The 16,931-nt window shown below is 71.2% G+C and carries 16 protein-coding genes; 11 read left to right on the top strand and 5 right to left on the bottom strand.

Annotated elements, in window-relative coordinates:
- Positions 1–16: 16 nt before the first annotated feature.
- A complete protein-coding gene (locus tag ACZ3I3_RS21035; RefSeq protein ID WP_467367157.1) occupies positions 17–343 on the top strand; it encodes a GYD domain-containing protein in 327 nt (108 codons plus the stop codon).
- Positions 344–515: 172 nt separating this feature from the next.
- Here ACZ3I3_RS21035 and ACZ3I3_RS21030 read toward each other — a convergent pair whose 3' ends face one another.
- Positions 516–992, bottom strand: coding sequence for a MarR family winged helix-turn-helix transcriptional regulator (locus ACZ3I3_RS21030; RefSeq protein ID WP_467367155.1), 477 nt, complete (start codon positions 990–992; stop codon positions 516–518).
- 103 nt (positions 993–1,095) lie between these two features.
- Here ACZ3I3_RS21030 and ACZ3I3_RS21025 point away from each other — a divergent pair, with 103 nt between their 5' ends.
- The 8 genes from ACZ3I3_RS21025 (at position 1,096) to ACZ3I3_RS20990 (ending at position 10,963) form a co-directional block, all read left to right on the top strand.
- On the top strand, positions 1,096–1,509 hold the full coding sequence (locus ACZ3I3_RS21025; RefSeq protein ID WP_467367153.1) for an HGxxPAAW family protein: 414 nt from the start codon (positions 1,096–1,098) through the stop codon (positions 1,507–1,509).
- Positions 1,510–1,568: 59 nt separating this feature from the next.
- Positions 1,569–2,441, top strand: coding sequence for a DUF2797 domain-containing protein (locus ACZ3I3_RS21020; RefSeq protein WP_467367151.1), 873 nt, complete (start codon positions 1,569–1,571; stop codon positions 2,439–2,441).
- Between the two features lie 154 nt (positions 2,442–2,595).
- Positions 2,596–3,336 (top strand): response regulator transcription factor, encoded by a 741-nt coding sequence (locus ACZ3I3_RS21015; protein ID WP_306965605.1) that lies wholly within the window; start codon positions 2,596–2,598, stop codon positions 3,334–3,336.
- On the top strand, positions 3,333–4,952 hold the full coding sequence (locus ACZ3I3_RS21010) for a sensor histidine kinase (RefSeq protein ID WP_467367149.1): 1,620 nt from the start codon (positions 3,333–3,335) through the stop codon (positions 4,950–4,952). The genes ACZ3I3_RS21015 and ACZ3I3_RS21010 overlap by 4 nt, the downstream gene beginning before the upstream one ends.
- Before the next feature lie 14 nt (positions 4,953–4,966).
- Positions 4,967–6,346, top strand: coding sequence for a bifunctional glycosyltransferase family 2/GtrA family protein (locus ACZ3I3_RS21005; protein ID WP_467367147.1), 1,380 nt, complete (start codon positions 4,967–4,969; stop codon positions 6,344–6,346).
- Entirely contained in the window at positions 6,343–8,481 is a 2,139-nt protein-coding gene (locus ACZ3I3_RS21000) for an ArnT family glycosyltransferase (RefSeq protein ID WP_467367145.1), read from the top strand. Before ACZ3I3_RS21005 ends, ACZ3I3_RS21000 begins: the two co-directional genes overlap by 4 nt.
- A gap of 106 nt (positions 8,482–8,587) precedes the next feature.
- A complete protein-coding gene (locus tag ACZ3I3_RS20995) occupies positions 8,588–10,084 on the top strand; it encodes an MFS transporter (RefSeq protein WP_467367143.1) in 1,497 nt (498 codons plus the stop codon).
- Positions 10,085–10,204: 120 nt separating this feature from the next.
- Positions 10,205–10,963: a TetR/AcrR family transcriptional regulator gene (locus ACZ3I3_RS20990; RefSeq protein ID WP_467367141.1), complete on the top strand. Its 759-nt coding sequence runs from the start codon at positions 10,205–10,207 to the stop codon at positions 10,961–10,963.
- A gap of 4 nt (positions 10,964–10,967) precedes the next feature.
- Here the strand turns inward: ACZ3I3_RS20990 and ACZ3I3_RS20985 are convergent, their stop codons facing one another.
- Positions 10,968–11,438, bottom strand: coding sequence for a PPOX class F420-dependent oxidoreductase (locus tag ACZ3I3_RS20985; protein ID WP_467367139.1), 471 nt, complete (start codon positions 11,436–11,438; stop codon positions 10,968–10,970).
- A gap of 10 nt (positions 11,439–11,448) precedes the next feature.
- On the bottom strand, positions 11,449–11,802 hold the full coding sequence (locus ACZ3I3_RS20980) for an STAS domain-containing protein (RefSeq protein WP_467367321.1): 354 nt from the start codon (positions 11,800–11,802) through the stop codon (positions 11,449–11,451).
- 217 nt (positions 11,803–12,019) lie between these two features.
- Between ACZ3I3_RS20980 and ACZ3I3_RS20975 the strand changes: the two genes are divergently transcribed.
- Both ACZ3I3_RS20975 and ACZ3I3_RS20970 read left to right on the top strand, forming a co-directional pair.
- On the top strand, positions 12,020–12,742 hold the full coding sequence (locus ACZ3I3_RS20975; protein WP_467367137.1) for an ANTAR domain-containing protein: 723 nt from the start codon (positions 12,020–12,022) through the stop codon (positions 12,740–12,742).
- A 57-nt stretch (positions 12,743–12,799) separates the two neighbouring features.
- Positions 12,800–13,501: a GAF and ANTAR domain-containing protein gene (locus ACZ3I3_RS20970; RefSeq protein ID WP_467367135.1), complete on the top strand. Its 702-nt coding sequence runs from the start codon at positions 12,800–12,802 to the stop codon at positions 13,499–13,501.
- Here ACZ3I3_RS20970 and ACZ3I3_RS20965 read toward each other — a convergent pair.
- Complete coding sequence (locus ACZ3I3_RS20965; protein ID WP_467367133.1) at positions 13,484–14,305, bottom strand: YceI family protein; 822 nt, start codon at positions 14,303–14,305, stop codon at positions 13,484–13,486. The genes ACZ3I3_RS20970 and ACZ3I3_RS20965 overlap by 18 nt on opposite strands.
- A 103-nt stretch (positions 14,306–14,408) precedes the next feature.
- Positions 14,409–16,871 carry an MFS transporter gene (locus ACZ3I3_RS20960; protein WP_467367319.1) on the bottom strand — a complete coding sequence of 821 codons (2,463 nt, stop codon included), beginning with the start codon at positions 16,869–16,871 and terminating at the stop codon, positions 14,409–14,411.
- Positions 16,872–16,931: the final 60 nt, after the last annotated feature.

Here is a 16,931-nt window from a genome sequence, read left to right as displayed (position 1 = left end):
ACGAAAGGGAGACAAGATGCCGCTCTACCTGTCGAGGTTCAGCTACACCCCGGAGACCTGGGCGAGGCTGATCGGTCACCCGGAGGACCGGGCCCGGGCCGCGCAGTCGTACATCGAGTCCGTCGGCGGAAAGCTCCATGGCTTCTGGTACGCCTTCGGCACGCACGACGGCTACAACCTGTGGGAGGCCCCGGACAACGTCTCCATGGCCGCGGTCGCGCTGGCGATCAGCGGAGGCGGCGCGCTGAGCTCGTTCGAGACGACGGTTCTCCTCACCGTCGACGAGACGATCGAGGCCCTGCGTACAGCCGAGCAGATCCAGTACCGGGCTCCTGGCGCGTAGCGGTCCGGTCGATCCGTTCTCCTGCTCAGCTCAGTAGCCCCCGCCCGGCGTCGCCGTCCGCGACGTCGGCCGCGTGGGCGGCCTTCGCCGAGTTCCTCCAGGTCGAGGTCGAGGTCGATGTCGAAGGGATCGAAGGACCTCAGCAGGAGGGCGACGGCTTCATCGTCGGTGTTCAGTCAGTGCCGCAGTGATCCTCCAAGTAGTCCGCCGCCAGCGCGCTCGCGCGGGTGAACCAGTCGTTCAGGACCGCGATTTCGTTGGGGGAGTAGTCCGCGAAGAGTTGCGTGAGGCGGGCGTAGTACGGCTCGTAGACCTCTCGGACGCGGGCGACCGCGTCGGGCTGGGCGGCTACGCGGATGCGGCGGCGGTCGGTCGGGTCGGGGCGGCGGGTGATGTAGCCGGCGCGTTCCAGGCGGTTGAGGATGCCGGTGACCGCGCCTGTCGTGACGTGGACGCGGGCTGCCAGGTCACCGGCCGTGGGCAGGTTCTCCCCTGCCTCGATGACGTAGGCGAAGCAGGTGAGGTCGGTCACATTCAGGCCTACCTGTTGGGCGATCTCGTGCTGCCCGACCAGGTGGGTAGCGATGAGGTGGTCCATCGCCGACAGCGCCTGCTCCGGCGTGGCGGCCGGACGCGGCTTGGCTTGCATTCCCAGATCCCTTAGTTCGTGAGATGTTTGTGCTGTTAAAAGCTTAGTTGGTGAGGGGTTCGGGGGCGGGTTCCCAGGGCCTTCGTGTGTAAGGGGGCTGCGCATGAGCGCACATCAGTATGACCACGGGCACACCGTCGCGGGATGGGTCGGAACCGGTATCGGGAGTGTCGGGGCCGTCGCAGCGGGGGCGGGGGTGTGTTTCGTCTCCGGTGTGCTGATCGCCGGTGGGCTCGCGATCGGCGTGGTCGGACTGTTGGTCACCTGGGCGCTGCATCTGGCCGGCTGGGGTAAGGGGCCTGGGATCCGGCCCCGGGAGGAGTGGGGCTGGCGAGTCCGGGACTCGGGGGCGCGGGCCGGGCATGACGAGTGCCTCGGGTGCCGACTGGCCGGGCGGCGGCGGAAGGCGGGTTCGGGCCGTACCGCGGAGGTGGCCGGGCGCCTTGTCGTACGTGGTGATGTGAGTGTGGGCGGGGAGAGCGAACCCGCTGCCGCGGGGGCCGACTCCGGGCGCTGAGTCGGACACCGCTGCTCGTCCGACGCCGTTGTCAGTGGTGCCCTCTAGTCTCGACAGAGATGGCACAGGCATGGAAGTGCTCGTGGCTGCGGTGGTCCGCCGGTGGTCCCGAGCTGGTGTGGGACGGTGGGCGGCGCAGCGCGCTGACCTGGGGGAAGCGGGTGGCCTTCGGGGTCGCGGAGGGGGGTGTGCGGACATGCGTGGGGGCTCGGGGGCATGCCTGTCCGACGGGGGCGGCCGTGTCGGCGCGGAGTACGGGGGCGCGGTGCGAGGAGTGTGCGCGGCTGGACCGGGCGCACTCCGTGGCCGCCGACACGATCGCGGACGACCCGCGGCCGTATCACGTGTATCTGGCGTGGTTCGGGCCCGGCATGGTCAAGGTCGGGATCACGGCGGAGGAGCGGGGCGCCGCGCGGCTGCTGGAGCAGGGAGCCGTGTGCTTCAGCTGGCTCGGTGTCGGGCCGCTCATGGCCGCGCGGCGTACCGAAGAGCTGTTGCGGGCCGCGCTGGGAGTGCCCGACCGGATTCCCTACGTCGAGAAGCGGGCCGTACGGGCCGTGCTGCCTCAGGCGGCGGCTGACCGGGCCGTCGAGGTCGCCGAGTTGCATGCGCGGGCCGTGGCGCTTCCCGCGTGGCCGGAGTCGCTCGTGCGGGAGCCGCTGCGCGTTGTCGATCACGTGGAGGTGTTCGGGCTCGCAGGGCTGCCCGTCGCCGTCGGGGAGGTGGGCGAGCTCGTCGCCGGCGGGGTGGTGAGCGGGGAGCTCGTGGCTGCCGCCGGGCCCGATCTGCATCTGGCGACCGGGGGCGGGGTCGTCGTGCTGGACACGCGGTTGATGAGCGGGTGGGGGCTGGTGCCTGCCGGGGGTGGGGAAGTGACCGTGCCGGTCCGGGAGTTCAAGGAGGAGGTGGGGGTGCAGGACGGGTTGTTCTGACGCGCCCACACCACCTCACCGCACCCCACCTCACCCACCCCACCCATAGCCCCCCGCATTCCCAGCCGTTCCCTGAGAAGCGCCTGTGTGTTTCTCAGGGAAATCACAGGTTGTGGAAAGGCTGCTCTCAGAGCACGCCGACATCGTGTTCACCATGACCACGACCTCGCCCCAAGGGCGCACCGAACTGCTGAGGCCGGACGGGAGCCCCGTCCGAGTGCTCGTGGTGGACGACGAGATGTCGATCACCGAGCTGCTGTCCATGGCCCTGCGCTACGAGGGATGGCAGATCCGGAGCGCCGGTGACGGCACCGGCGCCCTCCAGACCGCGCGGGACTTCCGGCCCGACGCCGTCGTGCTCGACATGATGCTGCCCGACATGGACGGGCTGGCGGTGCTCGGGCGGCTGCGCCGTGAGCTGCCCGACGTGCCGGTGCTCTTCCTCACCGCCAAGGACGCCGTCGAGGACCGGATCGCCGGGCTGACGGCCGGCGGGGACGACTACGTCACCAAGCCGTTCAGCCTCGAAGAGGTCGTCGCGCGGCTGCGCGGGCTGATACGGCGGTCCGGTGCCGCCGACCGGCGCTCCGACTCCACGCTGGTCGTGGGCGACCTCACCCTCGACGAGGACAGTCACGAGGTGACCCGGGCCGGTGAGAACATCCACCTGACCGCGACCGAGTTCGAGCTGCTGCGGTTCCTGATGCGCAATCCGCGGCGCGTGCTCAGCAAGGCGCAGATCCTCGACCGCGTGTGGTCGTACGACTTCGGCGGGCAGGCCAACGTCGTCGAGCTGTACATCTCGTATCTGCGGCGGAAGATCGACGCGGGGCGGGAGCCGATGATCCACACCCGGCGGGGTGCCGGTTACCTGATCAAGCCCGCGGTCTCGTGAGCGGACGGCGACGGCCGAGTACGCAGCAGAGGGTGGGCAAGCCGCGCACGCTGCGCACGCGGCTCGTCGTCGCGTCCGTGGTGCTGATCGCCGTGGTGTGTGCGGTGATCGGGACGGTGACGACGCTTGCCCTCAGGTCGCATCTGTACGAGCAGTTGGACGGGCAGCTCGGCGGAGCCGCGGCCAGGGCCGCCCAGAGCCCGCCCAGGAATTCCGGCGAGGATCTGAACGGCGGTCCCGACGTGCCCGCGCAGAAGAAGGAGAGTCTCACCGAGTTCGTCACCCGGGGACCGCAGCCGGGCGGCACGGTCGCCGCCAAGATCGAGGACGGCCGGATCACGGAGGCCAAGTACGGCGTGTCCGTGGACAACTACCCGATGAGCGCGAGGTCGCTGAACTCCGCCCAGACCACCGCGCTCGCCTCCGTGCCGCAGACCGACGGACCGCCGAGGACCATCGACATCCCGGGCCTCGGCGAGTACCGGGTCGAGTACAAGAGCGGCGACAAGGGCAGCTATTACGTCGCCCTCCCGACCACGGACGTCACCAACACCATCAACACCCTCATCCTGGTCGAGATCAGCGTCACCGCAGCCGGACTGGCCGCCGCGGGGCTGGCCGGTTCCGTACTGGTCGGCCTGGCCACCCGCCCCCTCCGCCGCGTGGCCGCCACCGCCACCCGCGTCTCCGAACTGCCCCTGCACACCGGCGAGGTGAACCTCAGCGAGCGGGTCCCCGACTCCGAGACCGATCCGCACACCGAGGTCGGCCAGGTCGGTGCCGCGCTCAACCGGATGCTCGACCACGTCCACGGCGCCCTGCACGCCCGGCAGCAGAGCGAGACGCGGGTCAGACAGTTCGTCGCCGACGCCAGCCACGAGCTGCGGACCCCCCTCGCCTCCATCCGCGGGTACGCCGAACTGACCCGGCGCGGCAGAGAGGACGTCGGGCCCGACACCCGGCACGCCCTCGGGCGGATCGAGTCCGAGGCCGGGCGCATGACCCTGCTCGTCGAGGACCTGCTGCTGCTCGCCCGGCTGGACGCCGGGCGGCCGTTGCAGTTCGAGCAGACCGACCTCGTACCGCTCGTCGTGGACACCATCAGCGACGCCCGTGCGGCCGGCCAGGACCACAACTGGCGTCTCGACCTGCCCGACGAGCCCGCGCTCGTGTCGGCGGACGCGGCCCGGCTCCAGCAGGTCCTCGTCAACCTGCTCGGCAACGCCCGCACCCACACCCCGCCCGGCACGACCGTCACCGCCCGCGTCCAGCGGCGCGGCCCCTGGCTGTGCGTGGACGTCGAGGACAACGGGCAGGGCATTCCCGCCCAGTTGCTGCCGCACGTCTTCGAACGGTTCGCGCGGGGCGACTCCGCGCGGACCCGCGCCACCGGCTCGACCGGTCTCGGCCTCGCCATCGTGGAGGCCGTGGCGAGCGCGCACGGCGGTGCCGTGACCGTCGACAGCGTGCCCGGGCGGACCGTGTTCACGGTTCACCTGCCCGCGCTGCCCCCGCAATCACGGCCGGACACGAGCCGGCCGCAGCCGGAAATGAACCGGCCGCAGCACTCACAGGCACGCCACAGCGTCACCACACGGGCGCGACAGGGCGCCTGACGAAAGTCGGTTTCATGCGAACCGACTCTTCTCCCGGCACCCTGCCGGCGCGGGAGCACCTCCCGGCCGCACCAGCCGGTACGCCTGTCCTGGACGTAGTGATCCCCGTCTACAACGAGGAGAAGGACCTCCAGCCGTGCGTGCGCAGACTGCACGATCACCTCGCCCGCACGTTCCCGTACGCGTTCCGCATCACGATCGCGGACAACGCCTCGACGGACACCACCCCGCAGGTCGCGGCCCGGCTGGCGGCGGAGATCCCCGAGGTCAGCACCTTCCGCCTGGAGCAGAAGGGCCGCGGCCGGGCCCTGCGGGCGGTCTGGTCGGCCTCGGAGGCCCCGGTCCTCGCCTACATGGACGTGGACCTGTCCACCGACCTCAACGCCCTCCTCCCGCTGGTGGCTCCGCTGATCTCCGGCCACTCCGACCTCGCGATCGGCTCCCGGCTGACGCCCGGCTCGCGCGTGGTGCGCGGCCCCAAGCGGGAGTTCATCAGCCGGGTCTACAACCTCATCCTGCGCGGCTCGCTCCAGGCCCGCTTCTCGGACGCCCAGTGCGGCTTCAAGGCGATCCGCCGTGACGTGGCGCAGGTGCTGCTGCCCCTGATCGAGGACACCGGCTGGTTCTTCGACACGGAGATGCTGGTGCTCGCCGAGCGCGCGGGGCTGCGGATCCACGAGGTGCCGGTCGACTGGGTCGACGACCCCGACTCGACCGTGCACATCGTCAGGACCGCGACCGACGACCTCAAGGGCGTGTGGCGGGTCGGCAGGGCCCTGGCCACCGGTTCGCTGCCGCTGGACCGGCTCGCCCGGCCGTTCGGCGACGACCCGCGCGACCGTGAGATCACGGACGTACCGCGGGGCCTGGCCCGTCAGTTGGTCGGGTTCTGCGTGGTCGGCGTCCTCTCCACCCTCTTCTACCTGCTCCTCTACAGCGGCTTCCGGGTCTTCACCGGCTCCCAGGTCGCCAACGCCCTCGCCCTGCTGGTCTCGGCGGTCGCCAACACGGCTGCGAACCGGCGGCTCACCTTCGGGGTGCGCGGGCGCGGCGGGGCCGTACGGCACCAGGCTCAGGGCCTGGTCGTCTTCGGTATCGGGCTCGCCCTGACCAGTGGCTCGCTCGCCGCGCTGGGCGCGGCCACGTCCGAGCCCGCGCACTCCACCGAACTGGCGGTCCTCATCGCCGCCAACCTCGCGGCGACCGTGCTGCGCTTCCTGCTCTTCCGGGCGTGGGTGTTCCCGGACCGGCAGGACAGCGAGACGACGGTGGTCGCCGCGTACTCCACCACCCGGTTCCGCGCCGGTGAAGCCGCGGACAGCACCTGGAGGGACGCCACCGTGCAACTGCTGCCGGCGCACCCCCACGACACCGATGCGAGGGACTTGCGATGACCGTCCACCACGACCAGCAGATCGTCGACAGAGACCCGAGTCCCGAGCCCCGTACCCCTCGTCCCCCCGCCCCCGACGCCGGTGAACCCAAGCGGCCCCTGCCGCACCGGCTGTGGCGCGGCCGGCCCGAGGACCCCCGCTGGGCCCGCCCGGCCTTCCTCGCCCTGCTCCTGGCGACCGCGGTGCTCTACCTCTACAACCTGAGCGCCTCCGGCTACGCCAACTCCTTCTACTCGGCGGCCGTCCAGGCCGGCAGCCAGTCCTGGAAGGCCTTCTTCTTCGGCTCGTTGGACGCGGCGAACGCCATCACCGTCGACAAGCCCCCGGCCGCGCTGTGGCCGATGGCCCTGTCCGTGCGGCTGTTCGGCCTCAGCTCCTGGGCGATCCTGGTCCCCGAGGTCCTCATGGCCGTCGGCACGGTGGCCGTCGTGTACGCCTCCGTACGCCGCCGGTTCAGCCCCGCGGCCGGTCTGATCGCGGGCGCGGCGCTCGCGCTCACCCCCGTCGCGGCCCTGATGTTCCGCTTCAACAACCCGGACGCGATGCTGGCCCTGCTGATGGCCGTGGCCTGCTACTTCGTCATCCGGGCCCTGGAGGACGGCCGTACGAAGTGGCTGGTGTGGGCCGGGGTCGCCATCGGCTTCGCGTTCCTCGCCAAGACCCTCCAGGCCTTCCTCATCCTGCCGCCGCTGGCCCTGGTCCACGGGGTGTGCGCACCGGTCTCGGTGAAGAAGCGCCTCGGGCAACTGGCCGCCGCCACGGTCGCGTTGGTCGTCTCCGGTGGCTGGTGGGTCGCGATCGTCGAGCTGTGGCCCGCGTCCTCCCGCCCGTACATCGGCGGCTCGCAGAACAACAGCTTCCTGGAGCTGACCTTCGGCTACAACGGCCTGGGCCGCATCAACGGGGACGAGACCGGCAGCGTCGGAGGCGGAGGCGGTGGGGGCAACGGCGGCGGCAACTGGGGCGAGACCGGCTGGGACCGCCTGTTCGGCTCCAGCATCGGGGGGCAGATCTCCTGGCTGATCCCGGCCGCGCTGATCCTGCTCGCCGCGGGACTCGTGGCCACCCGCGGGGCGCGTCGTACGTCGGTGACGCGCGGTGCGTTCCTCGTCTGGGGCGGCGCGCTGCTCACAACGATGCTTGTCTTCAGCTACATGCAGGGCATCTTCCACGAGTACTACACGGTGGCGCTCGCCCCCTACATCGCGCCGCTGATCGGCATGGGCTCGGTGCTGCTCTGGGAGAAGCGTGACAAGGCGTGGGCGTCGCTGACCCTGGCGGCGGCGATGACGGCCACCGCGGCCTGGGGTTACGTCCTGCTCAACCGTTCCTCCGACTACCTGCCCTGGCTGAAGTGGCTCGTCCTGGTCGGCGGCCTGACGGCGGCGCTCGGCCTGATCTTCGCGGGCCGGCTGGGACGTGGACTGGCCCTGGGTGCGGCCGGACTGGGCCTGGTCGCGGCGCTGGCCGGGCCGGCGGCGTACACACTCACCACGGTGAACGAGGGGCACACCGGCTCGATCGTCACGGCGGGTCCGGCGGTCGCGGGCGGCCGGGGCGGTCCCGGCGGCGGTGCCGGTCCCGGCGGGGGCGGCTTCCCGGGCGGCGGTTTCCCGGGCGCCGGCCAGAACCAGCAGAACCAGCAAAACCAGAACCAGAACCAGCAGAACCAGCAGAACCAGAATCAGCAGGGCCAGAACACCACCCCTGGAGGCCGGACCGGCGACGGCGGCCGGATGGGCGGCATGGGCGGTGGCATGGGCGGGCTGCTCAACGGCGCCAGCGTCGGCTCCGAGGCCAAGAAGCTGCTGACGACCGACGCCGACCAGTACACCTGGGCCGCGGCGGCCATCGGTGCCCAGAACGCCGCGAGTTACCAGCTGTCCACCGGCGAGCCGGTGATGGCGATCGGCGGCTTCAACGGCACGGATCCGTCCCCGACCCTGGCCCAGTTCAAGGAGTACGTGGCGGAAGGAAAGATCCACTACTTCATCGCGTCCGGCGCGGGCGGCGGCATGCGCGGCGGCAGCGACGGCACGTCCTCCGCGATCACCTCCTGGGTCGAGGCCAACTTCAAGAAGGTCACGGCCGGTTCGGCCACCTTCTACAACCTCACGCAGAAGGCGAGCAGCTGACCGTTCCCTGACCGGGACAAGGGCGGTGGCCGAAAGCCGCCGCCCTTCGCCCGTTGCCCGAGTACTCGGTTGTACGCCGTATGGGAATTATTCTACGGTGTACAGCATGACCACGTCCCCCCAGGAAGAGGCCCCGCCGCAGACGGCATCCGGTGGCCACCCCCAGCGCTGGCTGATCCTCGGTGTCATCTGCCTCGCGCAGCTCACCGTGCTGCTCGACAACACGATCCTGAACGTGGCGATCCCCTCGCTCACCCGCGAGCTGGACGCGACGACCGCCGACGTCCAGTGGATGATGAACGCCTACTCACTGGTGCAGTCCGGCCTGCTGCTCACGGCGGGCAACGCCGCCGACCGCTACGGCCGCAAGCTGCTGCTGATGGCGGGCCTGGTGATCTTCGGTCTGGGCTCGCTGGCGGCCGGGCTGTCCCAGAGCCCGGTCCAGCTGATCGCGGCCCGCGCCGGCATGGGCGTCGGCGGCGCGCTGCTGATGACCACGATCCTCGCCGTCATCGTGCAGATCTTCGACGACAAGGAGCGGGTCAAGGCCATCGCGCTGTGGTCCACGGTCAGTTCGCTCGGTTTCGCGGCCGGGCCGCTGATCGGCGGAGTCATGCTGAACCACTTCTGGTGGGGCGCGATCTTCCTGATCAACATCCCGGTCGCCCTGCTCGGCCTGATCGCGGTCGCGGCCCTCGTGCCGGAGTCCAAGCACAAGACGGGTGACCGGCCCGACCTGGTCGGCGCGGTGCTGTCGACCATCGGCATGACATCCGTCGTGTACGCGATCATCACCGGCCCCGAGCACGGCTGGACGTCCGGTCAGGTGCTGGTCTCCGCGCTGATCGGCGTGGCCGTACTCGGGCTCTTCGTGCTGTGGGAGCTGCGGACCGAGAACCCGATGCTCGACATGCACTTCTTCCGCAACCAGAAGTTCGTGGGCGCGGTCGCGGGCGCGATCCTCGTGGCGTTCGGCATGACTGGCTCGCTGTTCCTGCTCACCCAGCACCTCCAGTTCGTGCTCGGCTACGAGCCGCTGGACGCCGGTCTGCGGACGGCGCCGCTGGCGTTGACCGTGGTGGCGCTCAACTTCACGGGGATCGGCGCGAAGCTGGTGCTCAAGGCCGGTACGCCGGCGGCCATCGCACTCGGCATGACCCTGGTGTCGGCCGGGCTGGCGGCGATCGCGCTGCTCGGCGGGCACGGGTACGGCGGGATGCTGCTCGGCCTGGTCGTGATGGGCGCGGGTGTGGCGTTGTCCATGCCGGCCATGGCCAACGCGATCATGAGTGCGATACCGCCGGAGAAGGCGGGGGTGGGAGCGGGGATCAACGGGACGCTCGCGGAGTTCGGCAACGGGCTCGGGGTCGCGGTCCTCGGTGCGGTGCTCAATTCGCGGTTCGCGTCGTTGGTCGCCGTGTCGGCGGCGTCGTTGCCGGCGGCGTTGGCGGCGGCGGACAGTGCGGAGGAGAAGGCGCGTATTTCTGACGCCTTCGCGTCCGGGCTGGAGACCAGTCAGTTGGTGGGGGCGGTGGCTGTGCTGGCCGGGGGGTTGGTCGCGGCGGCATTGTTGCGGCGGGCGGAGCGGGCAGAATCCGCCTAGGAACTCGGTCCTTGTCGTTGTCTGGCGGGTGCGGGTTTGTTGTGGCTGGTCGCGCAGTTCCCCGCGCCCCTATAGGGACGCCTAGCATGATCGGCGTCAGTAAGTCGAGGAAGGTGCGCCATGGCGAAGGCGTCCGACAAGGCCGCGCGGACCAGCGTCTGGCTGGAAAGCAAAGCGCACCGGCGGCGTGGCGGCGGGGGGCAGCCCTCGGGGCTGGACCGGGCGCGCATCGTCGAGGTCACCGTGCGGCTGCTCGACGCCGAGGGGCTGGCCAAGTTCTCGATGCGGCGGCTGGCCGGTGAGCTGAACGTCACCGCGATGTCCGTCTACTGGTACGTCGACACCAAGGACGACCTCCTCGAACTCGCCCTGGACGAGGTCATGGGCGAGATGCGGCTGCCCGATCCGGACGCCGACGAGGACTGGCGGGACCAGGTGCGGGCGCTGGCCCGGGAGTACCGGACGCTGCTGGTGCGTCATCCCTGGGTGTCCGCGCTGGTCGGCGCCTTCCTCAACATCGGCCCGAACAACCTGGCCTTCTCGCGGACCGTACAGCGCGTCGTCCGCAGGACCGGACTGCCCGCGAAACGCCTGACGAGCACGATCTCGGCCGTCTTCCAGTTCGTCTACGGCTACGGCACCCTGGAGGGCCATCTCTCCGCCCGGGCCGCCGCCGGCGGCATGACCGTGGACGAGTACTTCCAGCAGGCCCTGAGCACGGTGACCGCGGCCCCGCAGGCAGCCGACGTCATCCAGGAGTCCCAGGAGATCATGGCGGCGCGCGGCGGTGACACCGTCGCCGAGATGATGGAGCGCGACTTCGAGTTCGCCCTGGAACTGCTGATCGCGGGCATCGAGGCGATGGCCGATCGCGAATGAGGCGTTACTCCCCCTCGACCAGCCGCGCCGGGAACCCGCCGGTCGCCACCGGCCCCCACCGCTCCGGTGTGATGCGGATGATCGACTTGCCCTGCTTGACCATCGCCGCGCGGTACTCGTCCCAGTCGGGGTGCTCCCCGGCGATGTTCCGGTAGTACTCCACGAGCGGTTCGACGGAGTCGGGGGTGTCGAGGACCTCGGCCGTGCCGTCGATCTGGACCCAGGGGCCGTCCCAGTCGTCGCTGAGGACGAGCAGGCTCACGCGCGGATCCCGCCTGGCGTTGCGGGTCTTGGCCCGCTCCGGGTACGTCGAGACGACGATCCGGCCGGAGTCGTCGACCCCGCAGGTCAGCGGCGAGCCCTGGGGGCCGCCGTCGGACCGCCGGGTCAGCAGGATCGCGTGGTGCCGGGGCCGTACGAAGTCGAGCAACTCGTCGAGGGAGACGCGGGTGTTCGTCGCGATGTTCGGTGCCATGCCAGGCAGCCTACGACGCCATGGCCTCGGCGAGGTTGTCGTACACGGGCACGTCCCGGCGCAGGCCGGTCAGCTCCAGTACGCGGCTCGCGACACCGTCCGGCCGGGCCACCACACGCATCCGGGCCCCGGGGCGCAGCCGGTGGCGTACGTCGTTGATGAGGCGGATGCCCTGCGAGTCCATGAAGCGGGTCGCGGTGAGGTCGAGGACGAGCACCTCCAGCCGGTCACCACGGGCCCGGGTCTCGGACACGATGAGCGGCAGCAGCTGCTCCGCGTTGCCGAAGTCGATCTCGGCGGGCAGGGTGAGACGAACGCGGCCGGGCAGGTCCGGCGGTTCGGTGGGATTCGGGAAGAAAGTCACAGCACTCACCTGGCAGACGTTCGTCCGTGTTCCGGTAAGGCCGCTTCCTGACCCTCGGGCCCATTCCACCACGCCGGGTCGCGGCTGCGGAAGCGCCCCGTGGCGGCCGTCGGCCGGACGTCACCTGGACGCAACCGAGCAGCTAGAGTGCTGTCCGTCCTGTGCTCGCAGTCGGGAATGTGCTGCGGAGCTCTCCTGCGCACGGCCATGGTCGTGCATGCCGAAGAGGTTCGTGGTGGCTGCGTCCGAGTTTCCTGATTTGCCCCGTTTTCCGGTCGGCGTGGAGCTGGCCGAGGCCCTGACGGTGGCGGCTCAGCAACTGCACGAGAAAACCTCGCCGCACCACACGCTGCGCACGGCGGTCCGGCTGGCCGTGCACATCATGCCCGGGGCCGAGCACGCCGGCATCTCCGAGATCGAGCGCGGCAACAAGTTCCGCACGCTCGCCTGGAGCGACGACGTCGTACGCTCCGCCGAGGCCCGGCACGGCGGCCGTGAACCGCAGGGGCACTGGGACCAGTTGTGGCACACACCGGTGGCGCGCCTGGCGGACAGCGAGGCCGACGACGGCTGGGACGTGCTGTCCGCCCTGGGACTGCGCTCGGCGCTGTCGCTGCGGCTGCGCGCCGACCGCCGCCGGCTGACCGTGCTCACGGCCTACGCGCGCAAACCGGGCGCCTTCGACGAGGACGCGGCGCGCATCGGCCGGCTGTTCACCGCGCACGTCAGCATCGCCCTGGACTCCGCCACCGTGCGCGAGCAGCTCACCGAGGCCATGCACACCCGGGACCTGATCGGCCAGGCCACCGGCATCCTCATGGAGCGCCAGGGCATCGACGCGGCCGCCGCCTTCGAGAGCCTGGTGCGGGCCTCCCAGCGGGAGAACGTGAAACTGCGCGACCTGGCCCGCGGGATCGTCGGTTCTCACAACTCCGCATGAGCCACCGTGAGTTAGGGCGGGGGCGTTAAGGGACGCCGACGGGATACCCGTACGTTCATGAGCTCCGAGACGTCCGACACGCTGGACCAGGCGATGGTGCGCAGCAGCGGTCTCGACACCCTGCTGCGCGATCTGACCGACCGTGCGGTGCAGGAGGTGCCGGGTGCCGCAGCGTGCAGCATCACGGTGCGCCGCGGTGGCCGTCTGCTCACCCTGGCCGGCAGCGACGGCCTGCCCAGCGGCCTGGACCAGCGGCAGTACGAGAACGGCTCGGGCCCCTGCGTCGAGGCCGCCGAGACCGGCGTCGAGCAGTACGCACCCGACCTGGCCGAGGAGTCCCGCTGGCCGGCGTACACGCCGTACGCGCTGGCCAAGGGCGTGAGGTGCGCGCTGGCGGTACCGCTCGCCGTCGAGGGCGAGACGGGGGCGGCGATCAACTACTACGGCCTGCGGCCCGGGGCGCTCGGCACGCACCGGGACACGGCCCGGACCTTCGCGGCCCGGGCGGGGGGCGCGATCGACGTCGCGCTGCGCATCGAGCACCGGCGCCAGTCGGCGGCCGACGTGCGCACGGCGCTGCTCTCCCGCAGCGTCATCGACCAGGCGATCGGCATCCTCATGGCCCGGGAGCGGATCGACGCCCGGGACGCGCTGGAGCGGCTGCGCCGTGCCTCGCAGCACCGGAACGTCAAACTCAGGGACCTGTGCGACCAGTTGGTGGCCAAGGTCTCGGGACCGGCCTCAGACGGCCGGAAGTGACTCGCCCTGCACGGCCTGGATGTCCAGCTCCACCTTGAGCGTCGTGCCGATGGCGGCGATGCCCGCCTGGAGGACCTGGTTGTAGTTCATCGCGAAGTCCTCGCGGTGCAGCTCGGTCGTGGCGCGGAACGCCGCCCGGGTGCCGCCCCACGGGTCCGGGCCCGTGCCGAGGTAGGCCAGGTCCAGGTCCACGGCCCGTACGACCCCGTGCATGCCCAGCTCGCCGTGCACGGTCCACCGGTCGGACCCCGTCGCCGTCAGCCCCGTCGAACGGTAGGTGATCTCGGGGAAACGCTCGACGTCCAGGAAGTCCGGCGACTTCAGGTGCCCGTCGCGCATGCCGTTGCCGGTGTCGACGGACGCGGCCCGGATCACCGCCTCCACACGCGACTTGGTGACGTCGTCCGGGGCGATCTCGATCGAGCCGGAGAACTCCGTGAACCGGCCGTGCACGCTGGAGATGCCCAGGTGCTGTGCCACGGCGGCCACACTCGAGTGCACCGGGTCGACCGTCCACGGCCCCGGCGGCGGCAGCTCGGTGCCGCCCTGCCGCGCCAGCGTCACCGTGCCGACCTCGGCCCGGCCGCTCGCCGTGACGATCACGCTGGAGGCCGCGGGCGCGTATCCCACGGCGGTGACGATGACGGTGTACGCCCCCGGCTCCAGCGGCGTCGCGTCCCGGACGGCGCCCTCCGCGCCGGCCTCGGCCCGCAGCGCCTGCGCGCCGGTCATGTCGGCCACGGTGACGACCGCGTGCGACACGGCCCAACCGTCCCGGGTACGGATCCTCGCGGTCAGTCCCATCTCAGCTAACTCCCGAAAAACAGAAAACTCGAAAGGAAACCGGCCCGTGGCAGGGGCGCGCCTCCGCTCGGAGCGCGCCCACCGCCACGGGCCGGGGCTTGTCCTACTCGCCGGGGTGGGCGAGTTCGATGTCGTGGGCGTCGGTGCCGCGGCCCGTGACCGTCAGGGCGGTGGCCACCGGCGGGTAGCCCGTGGCGATGACGGTGTACTCGCCGCCGTCCAGGTCGGTGAAGGCGTACGCCCCGTCCGAGCCGGTCGTGGCCGAGCCGACGACGTTGCCCGCCTGGTCGACCAGCGTCACCCGGGCGTCGGCCAGCGGGCCGTGCGGGGCGCGGACGACACCCTGGACGCGGGCGCCCGAGTCCAGGTCGATCTCGACCCGGGTGACCCCGGTGCCGCCCACCTCGACGGGCAGGGCGCGCGGCCGGTACCCGGCGGCGTTCACCGCGACGGTCACCGCCCCGGGCACCAGCTCGGCGAAGGAGAACTCGCCCTGCTCACCGGTGGTCCCGGTGGCCAGCAGGTCCCCGCGCACGTCGGTCACGATGACCATCGCGTCCTTGACCGGCTGTCCGCCCTCGGCGGCCCGCACCAGGCCGGTCAGCCCGCTGGTGCCGCTGAGCAGGATGTCGTAGGCGACCGCCTCGCCGTTCACCACGACGGTGGACGCCTGCGGCTGGAAGCCGTCGGCGGACGCGATGAGCACGTACGACCCGGCGCCCGGCGCGTCGAGGGCGTAGGAGCCGTCGGCCTGCGCCACGGACCGGCCCAGCTGACGTCCGGCCAGCGAGATCAGCGTGACCGCGGCCCGCGGCACGGGTGCGCTCTCGTTGCCGCGGACGAAGCCGCGGACCGGCACACCGCCCCCACCGGACGCGGGCTCCTCGGCCCGGGTCGCCGTGGCGACGGCGGCGAGCCGCTGCGTGCCCTCGGGACCGGTGCCGTCGGCGGCCTCGGTGTCCGCCACGGCCCAGCTCGGCGCGGCCTTCTCCGCGGCGGGAGCCTCGGCGGCCTGCTCGGCGGGAGCCTCCGCACGGGCGTCGTCGTCCGCCGCCTGCGCCAGTCCGCCCTTCGTCTTCAACGGGACCTCCTTGATGAACAGCGACACCAGCAGCGCGAGCAGCGCCAGCGGGGCGGAGTAGAGGAACACGTCCGCGACACCGTGGCCGTAGGCGCTCTCCACGACGGTGCGGATCGGCGCGGGCATGGCGTTGAGGTCGGGGATGCCGCCCCCGCCCGTGCCGGCGTGGCCGAGGGCCTGGCCCTTGGCGCCCAGGCCGGCGAGGCCGTCCTTGACGTAGTCGGTGATCTTGTTGCCCAGGACCGCGCCCAGCGCCGAGACGCCCACGGCACCGCCCAGGGACCGGAAGAAGGTCACCGTGGAGCTCGCGGCACCCAGGTCGCCCGGCTCCACCTGGTTCTGCGTGCACAGCACCAGGTTCTGCATCATCATGCCGATGCCGAGGCCCATCAGTGCCATGAAGATCGCTATGTGCCAGTACTCGGTGTCGTACCGGATCGTGCCCAGCAGCCCGAGCCCGGCCGTCACCAGCACACCGCCGCCGAGCAGCCAGCCCTTCCAGCGGCCGGTCCGGGTGATGACCTGGCCGGAGACGGTGGAGGAGACGAACAGGCCCGCGATCATCGGGATGGTCATGACGCCGGACATCGTCGGCGACTTGTCCCGCGCCAGCTGGAAGTACTGGCTGAAGAACACGGTCCCCGAGAACATCGCGACACCGACGAACAGCGAGGCCAGGGAGGCCAGCGTGATGGTGCGGTTGCGGAACAGCCGCAGCGGGATGATCGGCTCGCTCGCCTTGGCCTCGACCAGGACGAACAGCGCCAGCAGCACGACCGAGCCGCCGACCATCGCGTACGTCTGCCACGACAGCCAGTCGTACTTGTCGCCGGCGAAGGTCACCCAGACCAGCAGCAGGCAGACGGCCGCGGTGATGAAGAAGGCGCCCGCCCAGTCGACCTTGACCTTCCGCTTCACCACGGGCAGGTGCAGGGTCTTCTGCAGCACGATCAGGGCGATCACGGCGAAGGGCACGCCGACGTAGAAGCACCAGCGCCAGCCGAGCCAGTCGGTGTCGGTGATGACACCGCCGACCAGCGGACCGCCGACCATGGCCGTGGCGAAGACGGCGCCCAGGTAGCCGTTGTACCGCCCGCGCTCACGCGGCGAGATCATCGCCGCCATGATGATCTGGGCCAGCGCGGACAGACCGCCCATGCCGATGCCCTGCACCGCGCGGAACGTGATGAGCATGGCGGGGTTCTGCGACATGCCGGCCGCCGCCGACCCGAGGACGAAGACCACCAGCGCGAGCTGGATCAGCAGCTTCTTGGAGAACAGGTCGGCGAGCTTGCCCCACAGCGGCGTCGACGCGGTCATCGTCAGCAGGGACGCGGTCACGACCCAGGTGTAGGCGCTCTGGCCGCCGCCGAGGTCGCCGATGATCCGGGGCAGGGCGTTGGAGACGATCGTCGACGACAGGATCGCGACGAACATGCCGAGCAGGAGGCCGGTGAGGGCCTCCATGATCTGCCGGTGCGTCATCGGAGCGCCGCCGCCGGGGGAGCCGTGGGAGCCTCCCCCGTGCTTGGCATGAGCCCGCAC

Source organism: Streptomyces sp. NPDC016851, assembly GCF_055562795.1.
This window is presented reverse-complemented; position numbering and strand designations above follow the sequence as displayed.

What these genes read in the sequence shown, in the direction of transcription:
- ACZ3I3_RS21035 (WP_467367157.1), top strand. Translation starts at nt 17, where the DNA reads ATGCCGCTCTACCTGTCGAGGTTCAGCTACACCCCGGAGACCTGGGCG.
- ACZ3I3_RS21030 (WP_467367155.1), bottom strand. Translation starts at nt 992, where the DNA reads ATGCAAGCCAAGCCGCGTCCGGCCGCCACGCCGGAGCAGGCGCTGTCG.
- ACZ3I3_RS21025 (WP_467367153.1), top strand. Translation starts at nt 1,096, where the DNA reads ATGAGCGCACATCAGTATGACCACGGGCACACCGTCGCGGGATGGGTC.
- ACZ3I3_RS21020 (WP_467367151.1), top strand. Translation starts at nt 1,569, where the DNA reads ATGGCACAGGCATGGAAGTGCTCGTGGCTGCGGTGGTCCGCCGGTGGT.
- ACZ3I3_RS21015 (WP_306965605.1), top strand. Translation starts at nt 2,596, where the DNA reads ATGACCACGACCTCGCCCCAAGGGCGCACCGAACTGCTGAGGCCGGAC.
- ACZ3I3_RS21005 (WP_467367147.1), top strand. Translation starts at nt 4,967, where the DNA reads ATGCGAACCGACTCTTCTCCCGGCACCCTGCCGGCGCGGGAGCACCTC.
- ACZ3I3_RS21000 (WP_467367145.1), top strand. Translation starts at nt 6,343, where the DNA reads ATGACCGTCCACCACGACCAGCAGATCGTCGACAGAGACCCGAGTCCC.
- ACZ3I3_RS20995 (WP_467367143.1), top strand. Translation starts at nt 8,588, where the DNA reads ATGACCACGTCCCCCCAGGAAGAGGCCCCGCCGCAGACGGCATCCGGT.
- ACZ3I3_RS20990 (WP_467367141.1), top strand. Translation starts at nt 10,205, where the DNA reads ATGGCGAAGGCGTCCGACAAGGCCGCGCGGACCAGCGTCTGGCTGGAA.
- ACZ3I3_RS20985 (WP_467367139.1), bottom strand. Translation starts at nt 11,438, where the DNA reads ATGGCACCGAACATCGCGACGAACACCCGCGTCTCCCTCGACGAGTTG.
- ACZ3I3_RS20975 (WP_467367137.1), top strand. Translation starts at nt 12,020, where the DNA reads ATGCCGAAGAGGTTCGTGGTGGCTGCGTCCGAGTTTCCTGATTTGCCC.
- ACZ3I3_RS20970 (WP_467367135.1), top strand. Translation starts at nt 12,800, where the DNA reads ATGAGCTCCGAGACGTCCGACACGCTGGACCAGGCGATGGTGCGCAGC.
- ACZ3I3_RS20965 (WP_467367133.1), bottom strand. Translation starts at nt 14,305, where the DNA reads ATGGGACTGACCGCGAGGATCCGTACCCGGGACGGTTGGGCCGTGTCG.
- ACZ3I3_RS20960 (WP_467367319.1), bottom strand. Translation starts at nt 16,871, where the DNA reads ATGACGCACCGGCAGATCATGGAGGCCCTCACCGGCCTCCTGCTCGGC.